We start from the raw sequence: 19067 nt of genomic DNA on the forward strand, positions 1-19067 counted from the left end.
ATGCTTGCGGACGCTCAGTCAAAGGGGTTGTCCTTGGAGGAGCCATTGCCGAATAGGCGTTGGAAGGCAAGATCAAGATGCTGCCGTTCTACCGAGGCACGCTGAGCGTCAATGGCGATCATTGCACTTTCCATGATCAAAGCCTTCAGTGTTCGCATGACACCCTGCGTGGCCTTGAACATGAGGTTCGCATGGGTCGTCAGGGCCGTGAGATCCACCTCATCCTTCGTTGCGTATGCAAAGCCAGATAAGACACCTCTCCAGTTTTCATCGTTCTTGAGATCTGGCATGTTGAAGATGGAAGCGATTCGAGTCGTCAGTTGAGGATCGGCCCGCTCTATGGAACGCAGTACTTCTGTGCCGGAAAGAAGTACTGGACGTTTGGTTACGGACATCAGGCGCTTGACCCAGTCGACGATGGCGGCGCGCGCTTCATCCTTGCGGGAGAGAAAGACATGCTGAAACTCGTCTAATACAATGAGCAAGATGTCGTGCTGTTCGATCGCGGCGACAAGAACATTGAAGAGGACTGCATTTGTCTTTCGCCCAGTACGAGGAGCAATGACATAATCAAAGCTCGACAGAAGGTCCTCCTGAATCTGTGCTACGGTAGGCGCTTCCTTAAGCGACACAACGAGGACACTCTGAGGCCTCAAGTATGACCAACCGCATTCATTACTCTTCACGGATTCGATAAGCAATGTTTTTCCGGCCCCTGACGGTGCGATGATGCAAGCTCCGAACGGATGGCGGAGGTTGTTACCCAGTTGAATGATTCGACCTACCCCATCTAGAGCATCTTTGAACGCTGGATGATGAATGCGAATATCGCGAATGCTGTGACCGACCTGTAGGGCTCTCGCGCTGTAGCTCATGGCTTATCTCCGGTGAACACTTCGAAGCTTGGTATTGGCGCGTTTGCTGCGGATGGGACATCGTCGGTGACGACAAGCATCGGCGCGTGGCTTCCAGGTTGGATCGGCCGAGAAATCGAACTCAGCCCTTGAAAGAGGGCCAGATCGCGGGAGCTTTTTTTCAGCCTCTTTCCGGCCCGGATAGCATTGGCCCAGTGGTCTTGGAGTTCCAACCGCGCCTTTCTCAAGACAGTCTCTGCATTGCTAAGGGTGAGCTTCTTGCCTGCAGCATTTCGAATAAGTTTGTGCTGTGTCGCTGTCAGGCCGGAGGTGTACTCTTGGTCTCGTGCGCCCACGGTGATCCAGTGGCCGGTACGTGGGTCTTGGAGGAAGATGCGACCCAGATCGTATGGGTCATATTTGATGTTGGCTTTGAACTTTGCACCTACCTCCGATTTAAGAGCGACGAGCTCGTCGCTCGTGTAACGGAGGTATTGACGAACAACACCGCCGTGGTCGACCATTGCTGTGGTACCTATGCCGGCGATAACATCGAGGCACGTCGTGTTGTCTATCAACGTGGGAGGCGGGCAGCTATCGAGCCCCTCAAGGAATAGGTCGATAGGGCGTGCTAACTTCCTTTCGTTTATTTCGAATGGATGTACATCAACAACCCATTTGAGAATTCCGTAGCAGAAGTCACTGAATGTTATGCAAGCATGCTCATTTGGGTTGAATGGGTCTGGACTCGAGCCTGGCTTCTTGGGGCGACCATTTGGAGGCAACTGACGGGTTAGTTCTCCGAGGCATCGCTCAACACTAGGTTTGAACCAAGGCATACGGACTGGACAGTATTCAATGTCCATGCCGAGGTCCATTGCTATGTGCTGAAATGGTTGGGTGTGACCTGCGGCGCCGTTGTCTAAGCAAAGTGTTTCCCACCCGCCGACCGAGTGCCATGCGTTGGACAGTGAGTGTCCTGCTGTGATTGTGTCTTTGGGCTGTATGGCGATTTTGATGCACTGGACCAAACGCCCGACAGTTTCGCCTTCAAAAGATATGAAGAAGCCAAGGATATAGCCACTGTATGTACACACAATCACAGTAATAACTGGGCGGCCTAGGGGTAGAATGAATCTATCATCAATGACGTACGAATCCGCTAGCGTGTGATCTATCTCGACCCGTTCTAGCGGGCGCGTTGAGGCACGGCCGGGCTTTGAGAACCGCCACTTTGCCCGAGCTTGTGCCGTTCCCAGGCGGCTTCTATCTCGGTCGAATGGAGACGTCTCGAGAATGATGCGGCGGACGGTCGACAGGCTGACGCCGCGATCCGTCATCGTTGGCAGTGCCGTACTTGACTCCTCACTGAGCGCTCGGATGACTCTGTCGTGAGCCGTTCGTATGGAGCATCCGTTCTTAACGAAGTAGTAATCCGTAAGGATCTTTTCAATAAGGCGTCTTAGGTCGCGGTTGAGTCGTGGTGACGCGCGGCGTTTCACGTTTCGCGATACTAAACTGGTCGGGTTTTCGCCGCTTCTTTCGTAGTCACGCATCCATTGCATAACCGTTGAAACTTTGGGAGGCCGGATGTCCTTCAATAGGTTTGCGCAGGTCTCAATAGCATCCGCGATCCGAGTGCGTTGCCCCTTTGTAAGACCGATCTTTCGCATATGTCTTACATAGGCGTATTTTCGTTCGAGATCCGATTTATACCGATCAGGCAAAGTTGCGGTGCACATCAGAGATGAGGTGGATCCCCGCTCCACATTGGTCACCGGAGTGTCGGCGTCTCGGACGACAGTCAGCTTACCCTGCAAGATATCCGCTGAAAGCTTGGAGATCTTCATGCGCCGGATCGCCCGGGTCGCTTGGTTTTCGAGTTGAATGGAATGGTCATCTAGGAGCCTATGAACGCGCCATTGCGCTTGCCCGTTTTGGACGACCAAGCCGCAATCAAGTCTGTACACGGACATGGCCGTCTCCGAGTGGATAGACAGGATCGGCCTCACCAAGGCCTAGCATCGCATTCAACCGAAGGCGCCGGCGGCCAACAAGGTGAAGGATTGCCTGCAGCGGCGCGTCTGCTGCCTTCGCCAGGCCGCCAATGTCAATGCCGCCACAGTGGCGGGAGGCAACTTCCTCGACTCGAGCCAAGATGGCAGTTCCGACCTGGCCACGCGCATGGCGCAAGAGGATGCTTGCGCGATGGTGGCGGCCGTCCCCATGAATGTGCCTGTCCGTTGCGACTGCGAATCGGTATCCGCGATCAAGCAGGATTTCCTTCGCTCGTGCCAAGCGCGGTTTGTTCCTGGCGCTGGCAGCGTGGACTTCTGGCTTTACTTCGACGACAAGATTCTTATTTGGTCCGATGAGCAGGAAGTCGGGCACATACTTGCCCAGATTCCCAAGATCCAGGGAAAAGGGCTGGTGGGAAATCGACGAGACTCCCAAGTCTAGGAGGGTGAGTCGAACGAAATCGCGCTCTAGGAGGCTTTCGTACTCGATCGCAGTCGGCTGGAACCACGGGCACGCAATACGTCCGACTCGCCGATGTGGCGAGCGCGTGACTACCTTTCTGGCACAAGACATTTATCCTCTCCGGGGAATAGGCTTCCCCCCTTCCAGGCAGGAAAGCAGGACGAGGACTTGACAGGTGGGAGAACGCGTTCGATACTGACTGTGCCACCAGAGGTATCGAAAGATATCTCCACGCCGCCTAGTCCTCCGGGGTTAGGTGGCGTTTTTATTTTCTACATCGGAATCTCCTTGGTAGCTTCCGACGCGCGGTCGGCGAAGGTGGGCGGTTGCTTGTTGCGACGGAACACTTCCAACATTGCCGACAGGGCTTTCGCGTCGGCTGGGGAGAGCGTGGGTAGCACTTCAGAGAACTGTGCACACAAACGATACGCTGCGGCGGGCGAGCCGCGCGGCGGAAGGTTGAAGTGCCGGGACATTTCAAAGGCTTCGCGCAGGCTAGCCTCCTCCATGGGATCCAGATTTAAGACTTGAACGATCCTGTCTACTAGATCCGCTTCCTTGGGAAGCTTGGAACCACATTCGAGAGCAGAGACGTACGCCTGGCGGTAGCCCAACCGTGCTGCGAACTCTCCCTGCGCCAGTTCGAACCTCGCGCGCAACGTTCGTAGAGCTATGGAGAATGGGCTCATCGGGAAGCAGGAGAATTGGTCTCCGCTAAGACTAAGAAATCACCACGGTGTTTTCAAGAATATTTTGACTTGAACGTGACTTGCCGAAAGTTGAATTGCGTGTCTTCCCTTATGTCTGTGCATGGATGGCTTGCAATGTGAGTTTGGATGAATGAGTAAAATCACCAATAAAAACAAATGGTTGTAGATTAAGTCGGTATAATCTGTGCTATACATTTTCGCCAACCGCTTCTGGTGCCGATGGGAGAATTTCATGCCATTCATGTTTGCCCCTTTGGTTCGTTGACCAGTAGGGCTGGCGAGGACAGAAAAATGAAAACGTGCAAAACACGATAAGCACATGACGCGTGCATCACCCTTGGCCTGAGCGACCGGCGCCAGCGCATGACTTTCGAATGGGCACGGTCCCGTGGACTGATGGCGTCACATCCTCTGCATGAGAGAAAGCCAGTCTGCGGCAATCAGACAGGCGCCGGCCCTGACATTTTCTTCAATGAATGCACCGGAGTTGGGATTCAGACGATCTCAGACGATCTCAGGCGATCGCGTCGTATGGTGGGACCACGAGGACTCACGACTGTGAGTACCTCGGCTCATGTGACGAGTTCGCGCCGCCGGCTTGGCGCACTTCGCCCATTGGCAGGGCCGTTGCTTTTTGCGGTCGCCCCGCGCTGCGGCGAGCGGAGGCTCTAGATCGATATCCCAAGTGAGGGGGGGCGAGAGTGCAGTCGTATGCGTTGGTCAGGGGCAACTTCCGACCCATCTCAGCCATTGGCTTTCGATCGACTGCAACGATAGCTTTCGAGTGCAAAGCCGTCGTTTCTCAACAAGAGCCAGGTCCGCGATCATTGGTCAAATCGGCTGTATCAGGAACCAGCCGCTTGCCTCGAAATGGACCAACTCACGAACAGGCTTGCAGCACTCCTGTGTTGCGTCCAGCTGGTGCTGCAAATTCGGCACTTGTGCTCGCTCGCTTCGGTCAGCACACCGCTAGCAGCCAATCGGAAATACATTCCGGAGATGGGACGCAATGCGTCGTGTCCGTGGGAAGTCCGCGCATCGCTGCGCAGGGCTTCGCATTGTCGGCAAAGCACCGTCTCAGGCCGCTTCATGGCTGGGCTGGATGCTTCAGTTACATGGGATGTGCGGGTCCTCGCATGGCGATCCGCTTCCTCATCCGGCGCTGGCCAGTTCGATCGCATTCGCCGGACCGCCGTCCAGTACAACACACGCATCGCACTGGAACCCGTACGGATGGCTGCCAGACGGCAACGCTCGCTCTGGTGATGCATCGGGATGCCGAACTCCGCTGCAGACGCGAAGCAGACGACTCTCTCGTGGGCGTCGCCTTGATCCAGGATATCGTTGATCACCGAGGATACGTTTCCGGCGTAGTCGCCGACACCATCGCGAGTCCGCAAGATCGACTGGCGATGCACCCGCCGGCTCATCGTCCGCACTTCGCGATATAGGCGGCCCAGTGTCGGCAGCATGGCATCGGCCGATCTTCTTTGGTTCTGCATGGTCTGGCTCCTTGTACCAGTCACTGCGCAGGCGCGGATTGGACCGCGTTCGCATGCCGACCGCGCCATTCCGACACACTACAACCAAATCGCGTGGCGAACCACCTGGAAAAAACGCAAAGCGAAGTGAATCCGAGCAGCGCTGCAACTTCCGAGAGCGGCCGTTCAATATTTGCGATGTAGCGTACTGCGAGATCGGCGCGCACTTCATGGAGAAGTGTCAGGTAGCTCTGGCCGGAGAGCCGGAGTTTGCGATGGACCGTGCGGCGATCGATCCCCAACTGCCGGGCAACCTCGTCGGCCGAGCACTTGCCTTGCGGCAGCATGCATGCAACCAGCCGCCTCACATTGTCGGTCATGCTCTCCCCACGTTCGGCGAGCAAGGAATCGAGATGCTTCCGGGCCGCGGATACTGTGGACCGGTCGTAGGCTATCAACGGGACTTCGAGGTCGTACGCGCGGTACGTGATGCCGTCGAACTCCTGGCTGAACGCCACCGTTGTGCCGAACAGTCGGGTATGTGTGGCCGTATTGGCGGGTGCCGCGTGGGTGAAATAGACGCGGTGCGGTACCAGGGGCACGCCGTGCAGGCGGCCGAGCAGGCAATGCAGCGCGCGATGAATTGCCCCGACCACCAGCTCGATGGATTGGCGCCGACCGCCGTCACCCGTGCCGAGCAGTTCGGCCCGCACCGTGACCAGTTCGCCGGATCCTTCGATATGAAGCGAAAGCGCCTCGTTGTGCAGGTGCAGATAGCGCACCATCGAATCGAGAGCCATGCGCAGACTGGGCGCTTCCCGCATGGCAAGCGCCACGGGGCCCAGGTCGGCGAGCTGGCGGGATTCTGCCATTCGCAGGCCGAAGTCGACCTGGCCGGACGAGGCCGCCGAGGCCTCGAGGAGCTGGCTCACGGCCTCGACCGGGATGCGGATCTCCGGGTCGAGCAGGGCATAGCGGCTCAGGCTGGCATTGGCCAAAAGCTGATGGGGATTCAGTCCTGCGGACCGCGCCACTTCGGCGTAGTTGGTCAGACTGCCGCTGCGCAGCAGGTAGGGCATGGTGTGTCTCCAGAAGTCCCGGATGCCGGCGAAGGTGCCCCCACGCCGTCATACCGCAAGTCGCATGGACCGATAAAGATGCCGCGAGGAGAGATGCATCCAGCCAAACCTCGGTGGGCAGGGAGTGCCCGGATCATGGCGTGCCGGCGCCGTCCATCAGCAACGCCACGCTGTCTCCAGTCGCCCGGACGGGAAATCTACGCAGGCACAGGCTTGCCGAGCCGGGCTCACAGGGCTTCGCCAGATCGAACCGCAAGCCGTGGGCGGGGCATTGCAGGACGGTGCCCTGCAGCTTCCCGCTGGCCAGCGACGCGCCGTTGTGAGGGCACGAGTTTTCGATGGCGTGGATCGTCCCCTCGATATTGAACAGGACGATGCTTTTTCCGTCGACGAAGACCAGCTTGCGCTGGCCGGGCCGAAGTTCATCTGCCCGCGCAACCGGTATGTGCTTCTTCATGGCGTTCCGTAGTATTTCTCCCATCACGCCACCTCCTGCTTGTCATCGGCTGGTTCCTGGCGAGCACGCTCCAGTTCATCGAGAAGGAGTGGCCCGCCCAGGCTCATCGTGTGAATACCCAACACGCTGACAAGCTGCAGCACCGCGGTGATCTGTTCCCGCGTGGCCCCAAGTTCGAGCGCCTTGCGGATATGGCGCTGCGTACCCGACGCGTGCAGGTGTGTGCAGGACGCGTCCACCGCAATGCAGATGAACTCTATGACCTTTGGGTCCAGCACGCCCGCTTTCAGCGGATGCATGCCCATCGCCACGAACCGCTCCGTCCAGACCGGATCGAGTTCGGCGGCCGCATCCCAGTCACAATTCCAGTAGCCGCTGGCCCGCAGTTCATCGCAGACGGGCGTGGCGGTCGGATCGGCATCACGGTTCATGCTGGTCTCCAGGGACGGGTTATTGGACGGCACGCTCGCGCAGCAGCTTCTTGTTGATCTTGCCGACGCTCGTCTTCGGGATCTCGGCGACGAAGGCGATGCGGTCCGGATCGGGTACCGCATACTTGCTGACGCGCTTCGAATCGACGTGCTGCATCAGTCCGTTACGGATCGCCTCCACGTCTACGTTCGCGTCGGGCTTGCACACCACGAACGCCATCGGCCGTTCGCCCCACTTCTCGTCACGCACGCCGACCACCGCGCACTCCTGCACGCCGGCCACGCCCGTGATCAGGCTTTCTACCTCGATGGAGGACACCCACTCGCCGCCGGTCTTGATCACGTCCTTGATGCGGTCGACGATCCGGACGAAGCCGTCCTGGCCCATGACGGCGATGTCCTGCGTATGCAGGTAGCCGCCAGCCCAAAGTTCTTCCGATGCTTCCGGCTTGCCGACATAGCCCTTCGTCAGGAAAGGCGAGCGCAGCACGACTTCGCCCTGTTGCTTCCCGTCGCGCGCTACGTCGTTCAGGTTCCCGTCGACAATGCGGAAGTCGACGAACGGCACCGGACGGCCGGTCGCGCATCGCATCCGTACCTCCTCCTGGCGATCCTTTGGCTGGTACCCCGGCGGCAGTTGCGCGAGGGAGACGATCGGACCGGTTTCCGACATGCCATAGGCGGTGAACACGTCCATGCCGCGGTCGAGCGCCGCCTCGCACAGGGCTGGTGACATGGCTGAACCGCCAATGATCAGCTTCCAGCCGGACAGGTCCTTGCCTTGGCCGCCGGCGGCATCGAGCAGCATCTGAAGGATGGTCGGCACGCAGTGGGAGAACGTTACGCCCTCTGACTCGCGCAGGTTGACCAGCCGCTCGGGAATGTAGCGGCCCGGCAGCACGGTCTTGAGCCCCAGCATGATCGCGATGTATGGCATGCCCCAGGCCAGCACATGGAACATGGGCGTGATCGGCATGTAGACGTCCTCGCGGTGCAGGCGCTGCCCCTCGCGCGGCGAGCACAGGCTCATGGCGGTGGACATGGCATGCATGACGATGTCGCGGTGGCTGTAGGCCACGCCCTTGGGGTCCCCGGTCGTGCCGGTCGTGTAGAACGTCGCGGCCTTGGTACGCTCGTCGAAGTCGGGAAAATCGAAGTCGGCCGAAGCCTGGTCCATCAGCGCCTCGTACTCGCCGGCCACCGGCAACGTACTGGCCGGAACCACCTCGCCGTCGGCGATGACGATCACGCGCCGCAACGACTTCAGCTCCGCCTTGATCTCCTCCAGCATGGGGACGAAGTCGGCATGGACGAGGACAACTTCTGCCTTCGAGTCGTTCAGCGTATAGAGGATCTGCTGCGCCGATAGCCGCACATTCACCGTGAACAGCGTGGCGCCCATCATCGGGATAGCGAAGTAGCTTTCGAGGTAGCGGTGGCTGTCCCAGTCCATGACCGCGACGGTAGTGCCGTGGCGGACGTTCAACCCCCGCAGCACGGAGGCGAACTGGCCGATGCGCTCGCGGAACTGCCGGAAGCTGTAGCGACGCTCGCCGCGGTACGTGATTTCCTGTTCGCCGTGGATGCTCATCGCATTCAGCAGCAACTGCTTGATCAGCAGCGGGAAGGCATAGGCCGACGGCGTCGGCGTGATCAGGTTCTCTTGCATGTCGTTGCTCAGAATGGCTTGGTTCCGATGATTCCGGCGCGCTCCATCTTGCGATGGCAGGGCGGGTAGTCCATCACGGCGTAGTGCTGCGTGGCGCTGTTGTCCCAGATCGCCACGCTGTTGGGCTGCCAGCGCCAGCGCACCTGGTATTCAGGGATGGTGGCCTGGCTGATGAGGTAGCGCAGCAGGTCGGCGGCGCCGGGGTTGGCATCGGCGCCATAGCGCACGCGGGCCGGCGTATGGAAGTTGGTGAAGTGAGTCGTGAAGATGTTGACGTAGAGGATCTTCTCGCCGGTCTCGGGATGCGTGCGCACCACGGGGTGCTCGGCATCCGGGTACTGCGCCTTGAGTGCCAGCCGCTTCTCGATCGGCATGGCCGCGCCAAAGGTTGCCTCGATGCTGTGGCGGGCGCGCAGGTCGGCAATCTCGGTTTTGACGTGCTCCGGCAGCCGTTCATAGGCCAACACCATATTGGCCCACATGGTGTCGCCGCCGACCGGCGGGCACTCGACGCAGCGCAGCACCGCGCCGAACTGCGGCGCCTCGCGCCAGGTCGCGTCGGAATGCCACGCGTTCTCGTAGCGGTCGTTCGGCTGCTCGGGCGTGCGGTAGATCCGCACCAGGCCTGGATTCTCCGGATCGCTGCCGGCTACCGGGTGGTCTTCCAGCTCGCCGAAGCGGCGCGCGAATGCCACGTGCTCCGCGCGGCTGATGTCCTGGTCGCGCAGGAAGATGACGCGGTGTTTCAACAGCGCGCCACGGAGTTCGGCGAAGAGGCCGTCGTCGTGGATGGCGTCGGCGAGCTTCACGCCGGTGATTTCGGCGCCCAGCGCATGGGTCAGTTGCTCGATATGCATGATTTGGGTTCCGTCGTCAGACGATGAAGACCGACGAGCCAGTCGTCTTGCGCGATTCCAGGTCGCGGTGGGCCTGCGCCGCATCCTCCAGGCCGTAGCGCTGGTTGGTCTCGATGCGGATGCGGCCGGATGCTACGTGGTCGAACAACTCGCCTGCCAATTCGGCCTTCTCGGCTGGGTCGGCGATGTAGTCGGCCAGCGCCGGGCGTGTCAGGTAAGGCGAACCCTTGAGGCCGAGGATGTGCGGATTGAACGGCGGGATCGGGCCCGACGACGTGCCCACGCACACCACCAGGCCACGGCGCTTGACCGAGTCCAGGCTGGCTTCGAAGGTGTCCTTGCCGACGCTGTCGAGCACTACGTTGACGCCGACGCCGTCCGTCAGTTCGCGCACGCGCTTGGCAATATCCTCGGTGCTGTAGTTGATGGTGTGGTCACAACCGTGGGCGCGTGCCACCTCGGCCTTGGCTTCGCTGGAGACCGTGCCGATCACCGTCAGCCCGAGCAGCTTGGCCCATTGCGACACGATCAGCCCGACACCGCCGGCGGCGGCGTGTAGCAGGATGGTGTCGCCGCGCTTGTAGTCATAGATGCGGCGCATCAGGTAGGACGACGTCAGGCCGCGCATGGTCATCGCTGCGGCGGTCTCGCAGGCGATGCCGTCCGGCAGGCGGATCAGCGGAGCGGCGGGGATCAGGCGTTCGGTGCAGTAAGCGCCCAGCGTGTTGTACGCGCCGGTGTAGGTCACGCGATCGCCGACCGACACATTGGTCACGTCCGGGCCCACGGCCACCACCACGCCGGCGCCCTCGGTGCCGATCCCCGACGGCAGCGGCGCCGGATACAGGCCGGTGCGGAAATAGATGTCGGCGAAGTTAAGCCCCACCGCCTCGTGGCGCAGGCGTACCTGGCCCGGGCCGGGTTCTCCGACTTCAACATCTTCATAACGGAGGACCTCGGGACCACCGGTTTCATAAAAGCGGACAGCCTTTGCCATCTTCGTTCTCCTGATTCGTTCAATGGTTGACTGGCAGATTCACCGGGCGGCCGCAGCGCGGTCGCGTGCAAAGCCGGCATACCAGGCCAGGCTTTCGGGATTCGCCATGGTGTCGGGATTGGCCACTTTCTCCAGCGGCTGCCCCAACAGCAGTTTCTTGATCGGCAGTTCCATCTTCTTGCCGGACAGCGTGCGCGGAATGGCGGCCACCTGGAAGACGTCGTTGGGAACGTGCCGGGCGGAAAGCGCGACCTTGATGCGGTCGCGAATGGTGCCCGTCAGTTCCGGCGTCAGCTCCACATCGGGTCGCAGCACGACGAACAGCGGCATGTAGGATTCACGGCCCAGGTATTCGAGGTCGACGACCATGCTGTCCAGCACCTCTGGCAGCTCCTCCACGGCGCGGTAGAGCTCGCTCGTGCCCATGCGGATGCCGTGCCGGTTGATGGTGGCGTCCGAGCGGCCGTAGATAACGGCGCCGCCGCGCGGCGTGATGCGCACCCAATCGCCGTGGCGCCAGATGCCGGGGTAGGTGTCGAAGTAGCTGTCGCGATACCGCAGGTTGTCCCTATCGTTCCAGAAGCAGAGCGGCATCGATGGCATGGGCGCGGTACAGACCAGTTCGCCGACTTCGTCGATCAGCGGCTGGCCGGCTTCATCGAAGGCCTCGACGCGGGCGCCGAGGCAGCGGCACTGCATCTCGCCGAGATAGACGGGCAGCGTCGGCACGCCGGCCACGAAGCAGCCCGCGAAATCCGTGCCGCCAGACAGCGCATTGATCCACACCGGGCCGACGTGGTCGAGGATCCAGCGGTAGCCCTCCGGCGACAGCGGCGATCCGGTCGACCCGATGCCACGCAGGTGCGACAGGTCGGCCACGGCACGCGGCTCGACGCCGGCCTTCAGGCACGACTGGAAGTAGGCGGCGCCGGCGCCGAAGAAGTCGATTTTCTCCTCGCCGATGAAACGCCATAGCGTCTCCATGTTCGGGTAGCCCGGGTTGCCGTCGAACAGGCACACGGTCGCCCCGGCGAGCAGGCCGCCGACCTGCAGGTTCCACATGATCCAGCCGGTGCTGGCCTGCCAGTAGAAGCGGTCTCCGGGGTTCAGGTCCAGGTGGAGTGTGGTGAGCTTGACATGCTCCAGCACGATGCCGCCCTGCGAATGCACGATGGGCTTGGGCAGGCCGGTGGTGCCCGAGGAGTAGACGATCCACAGCGGATGATCGAAGGGCACGAGTTCCGGGTCGAGCGGGACGTCCATCGCCGTCGCTTCGGCCCAGGTGATGCCGCCGCGGAATTCGTAGCACGATGTTTCCTGCGCCAGACCGGGCACCAGGATGACGCGCTCCACGCTCGTCAACTGCTCGAGCAAGGTGTGCAGGAGCGGCAGGCGGTTGAACGCCTTGCCGCCATAGCGATAGCCATCGACCGCGATCAGCACCTTGGGCTCGATCTGGCGGAAGCGATCCAGCACGGCCAGCTCGCCCATGTCCGGGGCACAGGCGGACCACACCGCGCCAATACTCGCCACCGCCAGGAACGCGACGATGGTCTGCGGCGTATTCGGCAGGAACGCCGCCACGCGGTCGCCCCGGTCTACGCCCATGCCGCGCAGCGTGGCCGCCACCGACGCCACCTGGCGCTGGAGTTCGGCCCAGCTCATCTCGCCTGTCTCGCCGGACTCGTTGCGATGGACGATTGCGGGGCGCGCCGTCGTGGCGTGGCGGAACACCTGCTCGACGTAGTTCATTTGCACGCCGGGGAACCAGGTGGCGCCCGGCATGGCGGGGTCCGCGAGGGCCACGCGGGGTGGGTGCGGCGTTGGGATGTCGGCCCATTGCCACAGCGCCAGCCAGAAGACGTCGATCTCATCCACCGACCACTGCCACAAGGCGTTGTAATCGCCGAAGGCAAGGCCGCGCTCCTGCTCGAGCCAGCGCATGAAGGCCGTGATGCGCGAGCGGCGGACGATTTCAGGCGATGGCGCCCAAGCGAGTGCCGCGGATTCAGGCAAGCGGGGCGATGTACGGGTATTGCTCATTGCTGGGTATCGATAGTGGCCGCGTCCTGTCACGACGCACCCTGGAAAGTGGAATCTGGCGTCAGGCGGATACCGCTACCGGCGACGCGATGGGCGTCGCGGCATCCATGCGGACGTCGGCGACTTTGGCCAGTTCTGATTCGTAGGTACGCATCGCACGCAGAAAGCACAGCGCGGCAACCAGGCCGAAGGCGGGCATGACCGCCAGCGCCGTCTGCAGGCCCCACGCATCGGACACCAAGCCGCCCACGAAGGGGCCGACAGCGAGCCCGAAGAGGTTTTGGAACAGGGCCAGCACGGCCGCGCCGGTGGAACGAAGGCCAGGATGGATCACGTCGAGCACCACGCTCGAGGCGGGTGCGACCGTGCACATCATCATCAGGCCGCCGAATGCGATCAGCGGGAACTGCTGGGTGGGGTTCACTGACACGCCAAAGGCGATGCCGAAAACCAGGAGGGTTGCCGTGGACAGCGTGGCCATCATCACGAGCTTGTTGCGGGGACGGCGCGCGCCGACGGCGTCCGCCGCTACGCCCCAAAAGAAGGAACCCACGGCGCCGCAGAGAACCACGACCGCGGCCAGCATGGCCGCCTTGTCCGCGGCAGCACCGTGATACCGGTTGAAGTAGCTTGGCAGCCACGACCAGATCGTGGAAACGACAGCGAGCTGGCACGCCGCACCGACGCACGTCCACAACACAGTGGGTGAGCCGGCGAGCGACGCGACGACCTGTTTGGTAAAGCCCATTGTCGATTGCCGCTGCTGCGCCGTGGCCGGAGCGAGCTCCACGGTCTTGTAGTCCGGCACCAGCAGGTACAGGACAGCCAGGATCAGACCGGGAGCGCCCACCACGCCGAAGGCGGCTTCCCAGCCCCAGCGGGCCGCTACCTGGCCGCCGATCACTACGCCCAGCACGGACCCGATCGATGCGGCCGCGAGGAATGCACCGAGCAGGGTGGCACGCAGCCGCTTCGGAAACAGGCTCGCAATCAGGGCGCCGCCGACCGAGCCGTAGCCGGTCTCGCCCGCACCGACAATGGCGCGGGCCAGGAAGAGCTGGCTATAGTTGCGCGTGAACATGCAAGCGATCGTGGCGAGGCTCCACACCGTTGCCATCACGAAGATGCTCTTGACCCTGCCGCAGCGGTCGGCGAGCAGCGCCACGGGCAGGCCACCCGCGGCGACGACGATCGAGATGATCGACACCAGACCGCCAAGCTGCATGTCCGACAGGCCCCAAGCCGCTTTCAAATGCGGAAAAAGTGACACGATGACCTGCCGGTCGATGTAGTCGAACAGCATCAGCGCGAAGGTCATCGCAAATGCGAACCACGCTTTCGGCTTGCTGACGAGATAGCCATCGCGGTCGTCTGTGGCCGGGATGGCGGAATGGAAGTTCATGGTGGAGTCTCCGGGGGCAAGCGCTTTTTCTTTGAAAGCGTCCTGCTATTAATCTGGTCGGTGCCCGGCCCGCGCCGGGCCGGGCGAATGTGCCGTCAGGCCACCGCGTGCAGCGGTACGCCACGGACGCCGGGGCGGCGGTTCGGCGCCATGCCGTTGGCGGCGAGGGTCTCGTCGACGCTGTCGTACCAGGTGCCGATGCGGTAGATCTCGCGGGCTTCCTTGCCGGAGGCGATTTCGCGGCCGAGTTCCTTGGCGATACGCACGCACTGCTGAATCTGCTGGACCGACGTCATGCGATTGCCATGCTGGTCGGTCAGGGTGTCTTCCGTGCCGAGCCGGGGATGGAAGCCCATTGCCAGCGACATCATGTTCAGCGGTAGCACGTTGCGCAGAAGAGACTCGGAGGTAATGCAGATGCCATCGGCTGCACGCTGCACGAGATTCATGAAGTTGAAGGGGTTGGGGCCATCGGCACCGCCTGCGATACCAATCCAGGTCAGGTTGACCGGGCCCTTGTAGATGCCGCGGCGGATCATGCGCTCGATCGTGTCGTAGGAGTGAATGCCCGCGAGCTGGAAATGCGGCTGGATGCCCGCTGCCTGCAGGCGGCGCAGATGCTCTTCCACCCAGCCCGGACCTGCCGGAACCGTCATTTCGCGATAGGCTTGCGCCAGGGCAGGGTCGGCCAGCGTCGTGCCTTTCACGGCATCCGGCGTCATCAACTCCATGATGTTCATTTGCGTGGTGTTGATGGCGATGGTCACCTGGTCCGGCTTCGGATCGAGTTCGGCCAGCATGTGGCGGGTGTCGTCGGACAGCCACGTGGCGGCCTGGCCTTCATTTTCCGGTGCAAACGAGATGGAGCCGCCCACCTGGATGATCATGTCGGGCACCGCGGCACGCACGCCGGCGATCAGTTCATTGAACTTGGACAGGCGCTTGGAGCCCTTGCCATCAAGTTCGCGCACATGCAGGTGAAGCACCCTGGCGCCCGCTTCATAGCAATCGACCGCCTTCTGGATCTGCTCCTCCATGGTCACGGGGATGTCTTCGGGGAAGTCCTCCGGCATCCATTCGGGGGCGTAGGGTGCGACGGTGATGACCACCTTCGGCTGGTTTTCGGGGTGAAGCGAATCGTCGAGGAATTGCATGGTTGTCTCCTGTGGGGGAAAAGTACCGCCTTTGCCGGTCCTGTCGGTCTGGTCGGACGCGGGTTCGGCATGGGCTCCACTGTAGGCGCTGGATCAGTTAGACTTTTCGTTCCAGGCGCCATAGTTTTTCGTTTTCGCGCCACTCCGCGTAAACGCGAAGAAGTGATCCGTGCGCGGTCTTTCAATGACGAGGACAAGGAAGTGGCCGATCCGATGGTTCGTGCACGAGCCCTGAGTGGCTTATTGCAGGTGGCAAGACGCTTCGGCCTGTCTCCGCAGGATCTCCTGCGGCAAGTCGGGCTGGATGCGGCCGTCCTGGCGGATTCCGAGCGCCGCCTTCCCATTTCGTCCGTTTGTCAGCTACTGGAGATGGCTGCCGAGAAATCCGCCTGCGCGACGTTCGGGTTGCAGATGGCCGATACACGCCAGCCCTTCGATTTCGGCATGATCGAGCTGGTGCTGTCGCACAAACGCACGTTGCGCGAGGTTTTGCTGGCTGCGGTGCAGTATCGCCATTTGTTGAATGAAGCCCTGGCCATCCATGTGGAGAGCGGCGGCGACAAGGTCGTGGTGCGCGAGGAGATCATGGCGTCCCCAGGCATTTCGACGCGTCAGGCAACCGAGCTCGCCGTCGGGCTGCTGTCGCGCACCTGCGTTGGTCTGCTGGGCGAGCATTGGAAGCCCTGGAGCGTTAATTTCACGCATCCGGCTCCGGAAGACCGGCGCTTTCATCGCCAGTTCTTTGGTTGCGCGGTCGAGTTCGACAGCGACTTCAACGGTCTCGTCTGCGCTGCGGCGGATCTGGATCGCCCCAATCCCAATGCCGATCCTGAACTGGTGAAGTACGCCGAAAGCCTGGCCCGTCCGCTCAATGTTTCGGGTCCCGAGTCCATCGTGCTCGACGTGCGCAAGACCATCCACCTTCTGCTGCCGATCGAACAAGCCACCGTGGACGAGGTCGCCCTGTATCTGCATGTGAGCGTGCGGACCATGCAGCGTCAGCTTGAGGCGGCAGGCACGAGTTTCTCGAACCTTGTCGAGGACGTGCGCCAGGAACTTGCCGTGCGGTACCTGACCAATAGGCGTTACCCCATAGGTCAGGTGGCGACGCTGCTGGGCTATTCCCGCCAGTCTTCGTTTACACAGTGGTTCACTGCGCGATTCGGTACTACGCCGCGTGCCTGGCGTGCCGCGCGCCTCAAATAGCGGGTCATTTGGCGCGTGTGTTCGGGTGGGAGGGCCGTGTGGCGCGCCAGGTGCGCGGCGCCATGCCGAAGCGCCGGGAAAACCATTGGGTAAATGACGCCTGCTGCGTGTAGCCGAGCAGCGAGGCCACCCGGCCGATGGGGTAGCGCTCGTTGCTCATATAGCGGACGGCAAGCTCCTGCCGTACTTCGTCGAGCAGGTTTGAAAACGTGGTCCCCGCGTCTTCGAGATGGCGCTGCAGGGACCGTACGCTCAGGTGCAAGTGACTCGCCACGTGTTCGGTCGTGGCCTGCTCGACCGGGAGCAACAGGTAGATCGCGTTGCGGACCTCGGCACTGATGATCTGCCGGCCGCCGGCGCTGGCGGACTCGGCGAGTCCCTCCGCGTAGCGGACCAGTTCGGGGTCCGCCATCGGGTTCGGCCTGTCCAAATCGCTCGCCAGGCAGACGAAGCCGTTGAACTCGCTTTCGAACACCAGCGGGCAGCCGAAGATCCGGCTGTGGACCCGGAGGTCCGCCGGGGCGGCATGCGTGAAATGCACGCTGGCGGGACGCCAGTCCGGTCCAAGCACGGCGGCGCAGGTACGCACCAGGACGCCGACTGCAAGCTCCAATGTCTGCTGTGGCCAGACGCCGATATCACAGAGATTTTCCTCGCGAATGATCACCTGCGAACCGGTGGTCTCGACGTAGAGTCCGAGTGCGTCATTGAGCAGGTGACGGTAATGCATCATCGCATTCAGTACCTCCCGCAACGTGCGCTTGTGCGCGAGCAGCACGCCGATGACGCCAAAGTCGAACGCCGTGCGCGCTTCGGCCATCTGGATGCCCACGGAAGGCGTCGATGATTCCGCCGCGGTCGCTTCGAGCAGGTGACACAGCGACGCAAAGGGAATGCGCTGTTCCCGATTCATCAAAGTAGCCGGATCGAGACCGAACCGGCGCATGAACTCGTGGGGGTTCAGGCCGAGCCGCAGGGCCACCTGCGGGTAGCTGGTGAGCGCAGCGGCTCGCGCATTTGGAGTGTTTTCCGGCACTTGGTTTCTCTGGCGAGTGATGGCCACTGGCATGCCTCGGTGTTTACGCGCACTGGCGCCAATTATTAAAAACATGGCGCGAAAACTAAAAGGCGCTTCGCGCTGCCGCCATATAGTAGCCAACAACTTCACCGCGTGCTGCAGACAGCCAGCGCTAATTGGGAGAACTCAGATGCCACATGCAATCCGCTTGTACGAAACCGGGGGCCCGGAAGTCCTGAAGCTCGAAGACGTGGACGTCGGCGAGCCAGGGCCAGGCCAGGCGCGCGTGCGACATAGCTATATCGCCGTCAACTTTATCGACGTTTATCACCGCACTGGCTACTACCCGCTGGCCCTGCCGAGTGGCCTCGGCTCGGATGCCGTGGGCGTCGTCGAGGCGGTCGGCCCCGGCGTGACCGATATTCGCGTGGGTGATCGCGTCGGCTACCTGATGGGACCCCAGGGCGCCTATTCGGATGTTCGTGTGATGCCCGCGAACGTCCTGATTCCCCTGCCAGATGGCGTCTCCGATCGTACGGCGTCAACGCTGATCATGAAGGGAATGACCGCCCAGTACCTGTTCCGCCAGGTCTACCCGCTCAAGGGTGGGGAGACGATTCTCTATCATGCCGCGGGGGGCGGTGTAGGTCTGATCGCCTGCCAATGGGCGCGCGCCTTGGGCGTGACGATGATCGGCACCGTCAGCAGCGACGAGAAAGCCGAGATCGCCAGGGCGAACGGCTGTACGCACACGATCGTCACCTCTCGCGAAAACATCGCCCAGCGCGTGCGCGAACTCACCGACGGCAAGGGCGTGCCAGTGGTGTTCGACTCCGTCGGCAAGGACACGCTGCAGGCGTCGCTGGACAGCCTTCAGGTGCGCGGCACACTGGTCAGCAACGGTACCAGCTCGGGCCCCGTGTCCTTCGATGCGCTGACTCTCGCGCTTAAGGGCTCCATCTGGGTCACGCGCCCGGCGATGGCGCACTACGCAACGCCGCGCTCGCACATGCTGTCGATGGCTACGGAACTGTTCGATCTGGTGCTGGCCGGAAAGATCTCGAGCGAACCGAAACAGACCTACGCGCTGCGCGACGCCGCCGACGCCCATCGCGCGCTGGAATCGCGGCAGACGACTGGCGCCACCGTGCTGGTGCCTTGAACTGCGCGCATAGCACTGATAGCACTGGAACCTCAGCATCGACCGACCTTCTTCTCCCTATTGCAC

Annotated in this window: 17 protein-coding genes; 2 read left to right on the forward strand and 15 right to left on the reverse strand. The window is 61.8% G+C overall.

The features are described from left to right. Positions 1-14: 14 nt before the first annotated feature. The 14 genes from VSR71_RS30825 to VSR71_RS30890 all read right to left on the reverse strand — a co-directional run bounded on the left by VSR71_RS30825 (position 15) and on the right by VSR71_RS30890 (position 15615). Complete coding sequence (locus VSR71_RS30825; protein WP_342917353.1) at positions 15-875, reverse strand: ATP-binding protein; 861 nt, start codon at positions 873-875, stop codon at positions 15-17. Beyond that, positions 872-2704: a Mu transposase C-terminal domain-containing protein gene (locus VSR71_RS30830; RefSeq protein ID WP_342917354.1), complete on the reverse strand. Its 1833-nt coding sequence runs from the start codon at positions 2702-2704 to the stop codon at positions 872-874. Before VSR71_RS30830 ends, VSR71_RS30825 begins: the two co-directional genes overlap by 4 nt. A gap of 106 nt (positions 2705-2810) precedes the next feature. Then, complete coding sequence (locus tag VSR71_RS30835) at positions 2811-3446, reverse strand: Tn7 transposase TnsA N-terminal domain-containing protein (protein ID WP_342917355.1); 636 nt, start codon at positions 3444-3446, stop codon at positions 2811-2813. A 161-nt stretch (positions 3447-3607) separates the two neighbouring features. Beyond that, positions 3608-4024 carry a helix-turn-helix transcriptional regulator gene (locus VSR71_RS30840; RefSeq protein WP_342917356.1) on the reverse strand — a complete coding sequence of 139 codons (417 nt, stop codon included), beginning with the start codon at positions 4022-4024 and terminating at the stop codon, positions 3608-3610. A gap of 866 nt (positions 4025-4890) precedes the next feature. Next, positions 4891-5547 carry a hypothetical protein gene (locus VSR71_RS30845; protein WP_342917357.1) on the reverse strand — a complete coding sequence of 219 codons (657 nt, stop codon included), beginning with the start codon at positions 5545-5547 and terminating at the stop codon, positions 4891-4893. A 20-nt stretch (positions 5548-5567) separates the two neighbouring features. Next, the gene (locus VSR71_RS30850; protein WP_342917358.1) at positions 5568-6605 is read right to left on the reverse strand and encodes an AraC family transcriptional regulator; all 1038 of its coding nucleotides are present in this window, start codon (positions 6603-6605) and stop codon (positions 5568-5570) included. Between the two features lie 133 nt (positions 6606-6738). Continuing rightward, entirely contained in the window at positions 6739-7062 is a 324-nt protein-coding gene (locus VSR71_RS30855) for a Rieske (2Fe-2S) protein (RefSeq protein ID WP_342917359.1), read from the reverse strand. A 23-nt stretch (positions 7063-7085) separates the two neighbouring features. After that, the gene (locus tag VSR71_RS30860; protein WP_342917360.1) at positions 7086-7493 is read right to left on the reverse strand and encodes a carboxymuconolactone decarboxylase family protein; all 408 of its coding nucleotides are present in this window, start codon (positions 7491-7493) and stop codon (positions 7086-7088) included. 19 nt (positions 7494-7512) lie between these two features. Beyond that, positions 7513-9162 carry a fatty acid--CoA ligase gene (locus tag VSR71_RS30865; RefSeq protein WP_342917361.1) on the reverse strand — a complete coding sequence of 550 codons (1650 nt, stop codon included), beginning with the start codon at positions 9160-9162 and terminating at the stop codon, positions 7513-7515. Positions 9163-9170: 8 nt separating this feature from the next. Next, positions 9171-10019: a TauD/TfdA dioxygenase family protein gene (locus VSR71_RS30870; protein ID WP_342917362.1), complete on the reverse strand. Its 849-nt coding sequence runs from the start codon at positions 10017-10019 to the stop codon at positions 9171-9173. A gap of 16 nt (positions 10020-10035) precedes the next feature. Next, positions 10036-11016, reverse strand: coding sequence for a quinone oxidoreductase (locus tag VSR71_RS30875; protein ID WP_342917363.1), 981 nt, complete (start codon positions 11014-11016; stop codon positions 10036-10038). 39 nt (positions 11017-11055) lie between these two features. Then, the gene (locus tag VSR71_RS30880) at positions 11056-13059 is read right to left on the reverse strand and encodes an acetoacetate--CoA ligase (protein WP_342917364.1); all 2004 of its coding nucleotides are present in this window, start codon (positions 13057-13059) and stop codon (positions 11056-11058) included. A gap of 61 nt (positions 13060-13120) precedes the next feature. Continuing rightward, positions 13121-14461, reverse strand: coding sequence for an MFS transporter (locus VSR71_RS30885; RefSeq protein ID WP_342917365.1), 1341 nt, complete (start codon positions 14459-14461; stop codon positions 13121-13123). A 95-nt stretch (positions 14462-14556) separates the two neighbouring features. Next, positions 14557-15615, reverse strand: coding sequence for a 3-keto-5-aminohexanoate cleavage protein (locus tag VSR71_RS30890; RefSeq protein ID WP_342917366.1), 1059 nt, complete (start codon positions 15613-15615; stop codon positions 14557-14559). Between the two features lie 213 nt (positions 15616-15828). On the opposite strand from VSR71_RS30890, the gene VSR71_RS30895 reads away from it, so the two are divergent. Beyond that, a complete protein-coding gene (locus VSR71_RS30895) occupies positions 15829-16821 on the forward strand; it encodes an AraC family transcriptional regulator (protein ID WP_342917378.1) in 993 nt (330 codons plus the stop codon). Between the two features lie 4 nt (positions 16822-16825). On the opposite strand, the gene VSR71_RS30900 is transcribed toward VSR71_RS30895, so the two are convergent. Continuing rightward, positions 16826-17890: an AraC family transcriptional regulator gene (locus VSR71_RS30900; RefSeq protein WP_342917367.1), complete on the reverse strand. Its 1065-nt coding sequence runs from the start codon at positions 17888-17890 to the stop codon at positions 16826-16828. A gap of 139 nt (positions 17891-18029) precedes the next feature. On the opposite strand from VSR71_RS30900, the gene VSR71_RS30905 reads away from it, so the two are divergent. Beyond that, complete coding sequence (locus VSR71_RS30905) at positions 18030-19001, forward strand: quinone oxidoreductase (protein ID WP_342917368.1); 972 nt, start codon at positions 18030-18032, stop codon at positions 18999-19001. The last annotated feature ends 66 nt before the right edge of the window (positions 19002-19067 follow it).

It is taken from the genome of Cupriavidus oxalaticus, from assembly GCF_038900635.1.
Classification (GTDB): Bacteria; Pseudomonadota; Gammaproteobacteria; order Burkholderiales; family Burkholderiaceae; genus Cupriavidus; species Cupriavidus oxalaticus_B.